This is a genomic window from Streptomyces sp. NPDC005423 (assembly GCF_040606415.1).
In the GTDB taxonomy this organism is placed as follows: domain Bacteria; phylum Actinomycetota; class Actinomycetes; order Streptomycetales; family Streptomycetaceae; genus Streptomyces.
In genome coordinates this window covers 108,893-116,300 of sequence record NZ_JBEXET010000026.1, presented here as the reverse complement: position 1 = coordinate 116,300, position 7,408 = coordinate 108,893, and the positions used below count along the sequence as shown (strand labels likewise).

The window sequence follows — 7,408 nt, the reverse complement described above, 5'->3', positions numbered from 1 at the left end:
GCCGTGAACAGCCCGGTCTCCGGACCGGCGGAGAGCCGGAAGCGCGGGATGCTCCGGGGCGCGAGGCGGTGTGCCGGTACTGCGTCGGGGACGTCCGGCGTTCAGGACGCCCGACGCTCCGGGGTGTGGTCGATCTCCACGCCCCCGGAGTCGCCGAAGGTGAGCCGGCAGGTGTCCGCGCGGTAGGTGGCGAGGGAGAGAGCCACGGTGCGGCCCTCCGCGACGAAGCGGGTCGTGACGAGCAGGACGGGGGCGCCGGGGAGCCGGTCGAGCTCCTTGGCGTCGTCCGCGCGGGCCGAGCCGAGTTCCACGGACCGGTCCTGGCCCTCCAGCTCCAGGCGCTCCAGCTCGCGCAGGACGGCACGCGCGCGTGCCACCGGCGCGGGAGCGTCTATCGCCGAGAGGTCGGGCACCGAGGAGCGCGGGATGTAGAGCAACTCGGCGGCGAGCGGCTGACCGTGCGTCATCCGGGAGCGGCGCACGATGTGCACGGGCTCGTCCCGCCCGGTCTCCAGGACGTCGGCGACGGCCGCCGGCGGGGCCGCGAGGGTGCAGTCCGCGAGCTGCCAGTCGTCGCCCGGCGTGCCCGGCCAGACGTGCTGTTCGGTGCCTACGGCGACGCCTACACGCGGCGGGGCGACGGTCGTACCGACGCCGCGCCGGCGCTGCAACCTGCCTTCCAGCTCCAGCTGTTCGAGCGCTTGGCGGAGCGTGGCGCGGGCGACACCGAAGCGCGCGGCGAGGTCCCGCTCGTTCGGCAGGATCTCGCCCACCGAGAACTCGGAGTCGAGTGCCTCACTGAGCACGGTCTTGAGATGCCAGTACTTCGGTTCCGGCACCGATTCCAACTGCGTGGTCCCCACCCTGTCCTCCGCAATCGCCGTGGTCCGGCGGCGTTTTAGCGCCCTTGTTTATTAAAGGTTGTTTCACTTATCTGCGACCATAGGACCGCACCCACCCTTGGTCAAGACCAATACTCGTTCCCATCGGCAACGCACAGGCGGTCCGGGACGGAGCGTTCATGCGCCGTTCGCACCCCACGGACTTCGTGACACGCCGGCAAAGCCCCCGCCACGAAAGGGAGGCTTTGTCCGGCGCGAGCTAAACGGAAGCGAGCGCTCGCAGCTTGTCGGGGTTGCGGACGATGTAGACGGAACTGATGCGTCCGTCGGAGACCTCCACCTGGAAGACGCTGTCGGGCCGGTCGCCCGAGAGGACGAGGACCGCGGGTCCGCCGTTGACCTCGACGAAGCGGAACGCCATGTCCGTGATGGCGCCGCCCGCGATCGCGACCAGGAAGCGGCCCACCTTGTCGGCGCTGGTGATGATCCGCAGCGGCGCCTTGGACTTGCCGCCGCTGTCGCCCACCAGACGGACGTCCGGGGCGAGCAGCGCCATCAGCCCCGCCAGGTCACCCTCCGCCGCGGCGGCGAGGAACCGCTCGGTCAGATCCCGGCGTTGGGCCGGATCCACCTCGTAGCGCGGCCGTCCCTCGTCGACGTGTCTGCGTGCCCGCCCGGCGAGTTGGCGTACCGCAGGTTCGCCGCGGTCGAGCATGGCGGCGATGTCGGCGTACGGGTAGCCGAAGGCCTCCCGGAGGACGAAGACCGCGCGCTCCAGCGGTGACAGCGACTCCAGGACGACGAGTACGGCGAAGGAGACGGAGTCGGCGAGCACGGCCCGGTCGGCGGTGTCCGGGACGGTGTCACCGAAGTCGGTGACGTACGGCTCGGGCAGCCACGGGCCGACGTAGGCCTCGTTGCGCGCCTTGACCTGGCGGAGCCGGTCGATCGCGAGGCGGGTGGTGACGCGCACCAGGTAGGCGCGCGGTTCGCGCACTTCGGCGCGGTCGGCGCCGGACCAGCGCAGCCAGGCCTCCTGGACGACGTCCTCGGCGTCGGCCACCCGTCCGAGCATGCGGTAGGCGACCCCCATCAGGACGGGGCGGTGTGCTACGAAGACGTCGGCGGCGCTGTCGGTGGTCACCGTTCCATCCCAGCCGACACCCGCTGCCCGTGTCCAGACGAATACCGCGCGTCCGGAGCCGAACCGGCCGGGGGCTACCGGTCAGTAGGAGTTGCTGACAAGCTGTCTACGCGGCGTCCGCCGGCGTCCGTCAGCCCGCGTCAGTGAGTCCCAGCCGAGGAGCACCCCCCATGCCCACCGCCACCTTCGAGGTCCCCTCTTCCCGCGGCCCGCGCGAGGTGACCGTGTCCTACGCGCGCGTGGGGCGCGGCGAACCACTGCTCCTGCTGCACGGGATCGGCCACCACCGGCAGGCCTGGGACCCGGTGGTGGACATCCTGGCGACCGAGCGCGACGTGATCGCCGTCGACCTGCCCGGGTTCGGCGCCTCCCCCGCCCTCCCGGACGGCCTGACCTACGACCTGGCGACCAGCGCCGCCGTCTTCGGGGCCTTCTGCGAGACGCTGCGGCTCGACCGTCCGCACGTGGCGGGCAACTCCCTCGGCGGTCTCATGGCGCTGGAACTCGGCCGCGAGAAACTCGTACGGTCCGTGACGGCCCTCTCCCCGGCCGGGTTCTGGTCGGAGACCGAGCGGCGCTACGCCTTCGGGGTCCTGCTGACCATGCGGCAGCTCGCCCGGCGGATGCCACTGCCCCTGGTGCGGCGGCTGGCGCGGACGACGGCCGGCCGTACGGCACTGACCAGCACCATCTACGCCCACCCGGGCCGCCGTTCACCCGAGGCCGTGGTCGCCGAGACGCTCGCCCTGGTGAACGCCACGGGGTTCGACGAGACGCTGCGGGCCGGTGCGGCCGTCCGGTTCACCGACGACGTGTCCGGTCTCCCGGTGACCGTGGCCTGGGGTACCCGGGACCGGCTGCTGCTGCGCCGGCAGGGCGTCCGCGCCAAGCGGATCCTGCCCCGCGCGCGGCTGGTGCGGCTGCCCGGCTGCGGGCACGTCCCGATGAACGACGATCCGGCCCTCGTCGCGCGCGTGCTGCTCGACGGCAGCCGCTGACCGGTCCGGAACAGCCCCGACCCCTCTGCACCCCCTGTCCGCGACCGCAGTGAAATCGTCGCTCGCAGAACGGAGTTGACGGTGCGTCCGCGAAAGGTGGACCGCACCGAGCTGGTCGCGAAGGCGGTGCTACCGGCGCCGCGCCGGCCAGTCACTCCTCCACTACCCTCGTGCGTGAGCCGCGCACCGGCGTCATCCCCCGGTGCGCGGCGCGAGCCGCAGCGCGTCAACTCCCGCCCGAATCGGGCGTTTTAGCAGGTCAGAGCCGATTGTCAGTGGTGACCTCTACGGTTTTCCCATGACGCGATCTTTGCAGGCCGTGACCTATCGACGACGCTCCGTGCTGGAGTCCTCGCCGGATGGACGGCGCCTGGGACTGGAGACCTCGCACGGCGCGACGCCCGCGGGCCCCGCCGACCATCCGCGCTTCTTCGCGGGTTTTCTGACGGAGCCTCGGATCGCCTCGGCGGCGCTGCTGGCGGTCGCCGACGTGGCGGCCACCCGCTACTACCAGCGGCAGCTGCCCTCCTCGCTCGACCCGGTGGTGACGGCCAACGGGGACCGGCTGCGCTTCGAGTCCTTCTCCGGCTGCGGCGGGGTGTACGCCCGGCTGGACGTACTGGCCCCCGGTCTCGACGGCGGCGAGGTGGGGCACGGCACGACGAACGTCGATGTCAACAACCCGCTGCGCGAGGCCCTGTCCCGGATCGGCGGCGACGACCCGCTCCATCTGCGCGTCGGACCCGACGAGTTGGCCGTGACCACGCTGGACGGTCCGGTGGTGGAGAAGAAGGTGCCGCTTCCCGACAGGTGGCTGCGCGGCTTCGCCGAGGCCCAGGTGACAGCGGCCGGTTTCGATCTCCGGGCGGAGCTCCCGGCCGCCGAGGCCGTGCGCTTTCTGCGCGCCCTGCCCCGGGCCGGCGCGCGCGGTGCCGTGAGCGGCCCGCGGTGGGTGGTGCCGGCGGGACGGGGGCTGCGGCCCACCACCCGGCCGGTGCCGGGCTCGGTGTGTCTCCCGGGGCCGGAGCGGCTGGTCGCGCTCCAGCGGGTCCTGCGGTACGCGACGGCCCTGCGGGTGTACGGACCGGCGACCACGGCCACCGGCGCCGCCGGCACCGCCGCCGCCTGGGAGGCCGTACTCCCCGGCATGCGGCTCACGCTCACCCTGTCGCCCGACGCCTCGCGCGGGTTCTCCGGCGAGGGCGGCGTCCTGGACGCGCTCGCCACCGACGAGGCCGCCGGTGACGCGGAGTTGGTGTCGGTCCTGCTCGCGTGGGAGCCCCGGATCGAGGTCGCGGACCTCGCCGCCTCCGCGGGACTCCCGGCCGAGCGGGTCCGGGCCGCCCTGGTCCGCCTCGGAACCTCGGGCCGCGTCGGCTACGACACGGCGGAGGCGGCCTACTTCCACCGCGAACTGCCCTACGACGCCGGGCGCGTGGAGCGGCACAACCCGCGGCTGCGGTCGGCCCGCGCCCTGGTGGCGGCGGGCGCGGTGAGCCTGGACGGCACCCTCGCCACCGTGACCGCGGAGGACGGGCATGTGCACCGGGTCCGGGACGAGGCGGGGGTGCTCAGTTGCAGCTGCGTGTGGTGGGCGACGTACCGGGGCGGGCGCGGGCCGTGCAAGCACGCGCTGGCGGTGCGGATGGTGCGGCGGGGTGCCGGGACGGAGCGGGGCACGGTGCGGGTCGACGGGGGTGTGCGATGAGTTCGCTGACGGACGCGGTGCGGGCGGGCCGGACGGCCGAGGTGGTGAGTCTGCTCGACGAGCTGACGGATGCCGAACGGAGGTCGCTTTTCCCGGAGTTGAAGGCGCTCCGCAAGGAGTTGCGGACGGCTCCGTGGGACGCGCGGTCCCGCCGCGCGTATCCGGCGCTGCACGCGGCCGGGGTGGCGTGTCAGACGGGTGCGGCCGCCGTCGCGGCCTGGCTCGCCGCGCCCGAGCTGCGCTGGTCGCCCGCGTCACCCGGCGTGCTGCTGCACCTCCTGGGCGACCGCGACGCGGACTGGCTGGCGGACGTGACGCACCGGCTCGCCGGGCGTCCCCCCTCCGCCGACGTACCGTACGAGCTGATGGCCGGTCTCGTGCGGCTCGCCGGCTGCCCGGTGCCGACGACGGACGCGTACGTGACGGGCTGGATGCGCCACATCGCCCAGGTGTGGCAGGTGGGTGGCACCCTGACCGACCGGCTGCGCAGGGACCCGCACCTGGGTGAGCTGGTGGCCGCGCTCTTCGAGACGGACGACGTGGGCGGCCTGCTGGGCCGGTCCGCCGCCGAGGGGCCGGACAGCTGGATCGGCGCGCTCGCCCAGCTCACCGCCGAGGGTGCCCTCGACCGTGAGCGGACGGTCGACGCGTGCGTGGCGAGGCTGCTGCGGGGCGGGGCGGCCTCCGATCAGCGCGTGTTCCTGCCGCTGTTGGGTGCGTTGTCCCTCACCCGGGACGAGGAGCGGGAGCATACGACGGACTGGCTGGCGCTGGCCTCGGACGGCGGATCCGTGGTGGCGTCGTACGCCCAGTCGGTGCTCGGAAAGCTGGCTCTGGACGGTGGGTTGACGGCCCGCCAGTTGGCGGAGATGTCCCGCGGGGTGCTGTTCCGCCCCGAACGCAAGCTTGTCCGGGCCCAGTTGATCCTCCTCGGGAAGGCGCTCTCCGGGGACGCCGCCACCGCCGGTGAGCTGCTCCCCGCCGTCGGGCAGGCGTTCGGGCACGAGGACTCCGAGGTGCAGGAGCGGGCGGTCAAGCTCGTCGAACGGCACATCGGCAAGACCGGCTCCCCGGAGGTGCGGGCGGAACTGGCGGAACTGGCGGCGCAGTTGGTGCCCGGGCTGCGGGTCCGGGTGGCGGCGACGCTCGGTTCGGCGGTCGCCGACGCCGGTCCGGCGGTGTACGAGGAACTCCTGCCGCCGGTGCCGGAACCGTCGCGGCTCTCCCCCGCACCCACGTCGGTCTTCGAAGTCGCCGAGGAGGTCGGTGCGTTGGAGGCGTCCCCGGCCGACGTGGCCGCGTACGAGCGCACGCTGGACGGGCTGGTCCGGCACGCCTACCGGGACCGGGACGGAGTGGCGCGGGCGCTGCGGCCGGTGCTGGCCCGCCGCTGGTGGTCCGACGCCCGGTACGACCGGGCCCGCAAGGACGACTTCTTCGGCCGGACCCCGCTCACCCTGGACCTCGTCCTCGCGACCGTGGCGGGCGAGGTGAGCACGGCGGTTTTGCACACTCTGGCCGTGCGCGGGCCGCGGGGCTCCGCCTGTGTGCACGGCGCACTGCTGGACCCGATGGCCGCCCGGCTGGCCGAGGTGGCGTACCGGATCCGCACGGATCCGCTTCCGTGCCTGCTGGCGACCCCCACCTGGCGCACGGGGCTGCTCGACCCGGCCGAACTGGTCGACCGGCTGGCCGAGTTCGCCCGTCTCGGCGCCCGGGTCCCGGCGGCCGACTTCGCGCAGGCGCTGCTGCGAGTGGGTCGCGAGGACCGTGGTGCGGCGGTCGCGGCGGCGGAACGGGCGTCGGCCCTGGGCACCCCGGAAGGCTTCTGGCTCGCCGAGTGGCTCACCAAGGACCCGGTGAGACCGCCCGCCCCGCGGCGCACCGCCGGGCCGCGGATCCTGGTCGAGTTCGGTGAGTCGGCGGAGCCGGGAGCGGCGTTCCCGGCCGGGTTCCGGAGACTCGGCGCGGCGATCACCGCCCCCGAGGGGCGCTGGCAGTGCTACCACTGGGACGCCACCGTCCGCCACCACTGGCTGGCGGTCCTCCCCGAGAACCGTGAGGCGGTGGCGGCGCGGATCCTGCGCGATGTGTCGACCGCCGCCCTGGACGACACCCGGGGGGTCACCGCCGCCCTGCCGTCGCTCGCCGAGTCCGGCGGTCCGGCCGGCGACGCCACGCACCTCTGTGTGGCGTACGGGCTCGGGGCCCGGCATCCCGAGGACCGGCTCGCCGCCGTGGACGCGCTGCTGGTGCTGGCGGCCCGCGGACAGCTCGACGGGGCGCGGCTCGGCGGGGATCTCGCCCAGTTGGTGCGGGGCGGGGCCGTGAAGCCGTCGCGGCTCGCCGAGTCGGTGCGGACGGCGGCGTCGACGGGTGCGAACGCGACCCTGTGGGAGATACTCCGCCACACCCTGCCGGTGCTCCTCGGCGATCTGGCGACCGAGGAGACGGCCGCGCCGGCCCGGGGGCTCGGTGAGTTGCTGGCCGTGGCCGCCGAGTGCGCGGAGCGGTGCGGTGCGCGGGGGGAGCTGCCGCATCTGGCGCGGACGGCGGGCCGGCGTGGCTCGTCCCGGCTGGTCGCCCAGGCACGCAGGCTGCGCAGTGCGCTGACGGAGGGGGTGGCCGCCTGACGTAGCCCGCCCGGCCGATCCCAGTCCCCCGGCCCGCCGCCTCGGTCGGCACCGGCACGTGTCCTGCGCGGCTTGCGCTCGGG

Annotated in this window: 5 protein-coding genes; 3 read left to right on the top strand and 2 right to left on the bottom strand. The window is 74.2% G+C overall.

Annotated elements, in window-relative coordinates:
* Positions 1 to 101: 101 nt before the first annotated feature.
* Together ABZT12_RS25420 and ABZT12_RS25415 are read right to left on the bottom strand one after the other, a co-directional pair.
* Complete coding sequence (locus ABZT12_RS25420) at positions 102 to 863, bottom strand: GntR family transcriptional regulator (protein ID WP_356388644.1); 762 nt, start codon at positions 861 to 863, stop codon at positions 102 to 104.
* Positions 864 to 1,101: 238 nt separating this feature from the next.
* A complete protein-coding gene (locus ABZT12_RS25415; protein ID WP_356388642.1) occupies positions 1,102 to 1,986 on the bottom strand; it encodes an RNA polymerase sigma-70 factor in 885 nt (294 codons plus the stop codon).
* A gap of 170 nt (positions 1,987 to 2,156) precedes the next feature.
* Here ABZT12_RS25415 and ABZT12_RS25410 point away from each other — a divergent pair, with 170 nt between their 5' ends.
* From ABZT12_RS25410 to ABZT12_RS25400, 3 genes are all read left to right on the top strand, one after another.
* A complete protein-coding gene (locus ABZT12_RS25410) occupies positions 2,157 to 2,984 on the top strand; it encodes an alpha/beta fold hydrolase (protein WP_356388640.1) in 828 nt (275 codons plus the stop codon).
* A 298-nt stretch (positions 2,985 to 3,282) separates the two neighbouring features.
* Entirely contained in the window at positions 3,283 to 4,692 is a 1,410-nt protein-coding gene (locus tag ABZT12_RS25405; protein ID WP_356388638.1) for an SWIM zinc finger family protein, read from the top strand.
* On the top strand, positions 4,689 to 7,325 hold the full coding sequence (locus ABZT12_RS25400) for a DUF6493 family protein (protein ID WP_356388636.1): 2,637 nt from the start codon (positions 4,689 to 4,691) through the stop codon (positions 7,323 to 7,325). The genes ABZT12_RS25405 and ABZT12_RS25400 overlap by 4 nt, the downstream gene beginning before the upstream one ends.
* Positions 7,326 to 7,408: the final 83 nt, after the last annotated feature.

Coding starts and splice junctions, on each gene's coding strand:
- ABZT12_RS25410 (WP_356388640.1), top strand. CDS start 2,157: ATGCCCACCGCCACCTTCGAGGTCCCCTCTTCCCGCGGCCCGCGCGAG.
- ABZT12_RS25405 (WP_356388638.1), top strand. CDS start 3,283: ATGACGCGATCTTTGCAGGCCGTGACCTATCGACGACGCTCCGTGCTG.
- ABZT12_RS25400 (WP_356388636.1), top strand. CDS start 4,689: ATGAGTTCGCTGACGGACGCGGTGCGGGCGGGCCGGACGGCCGAGGTG.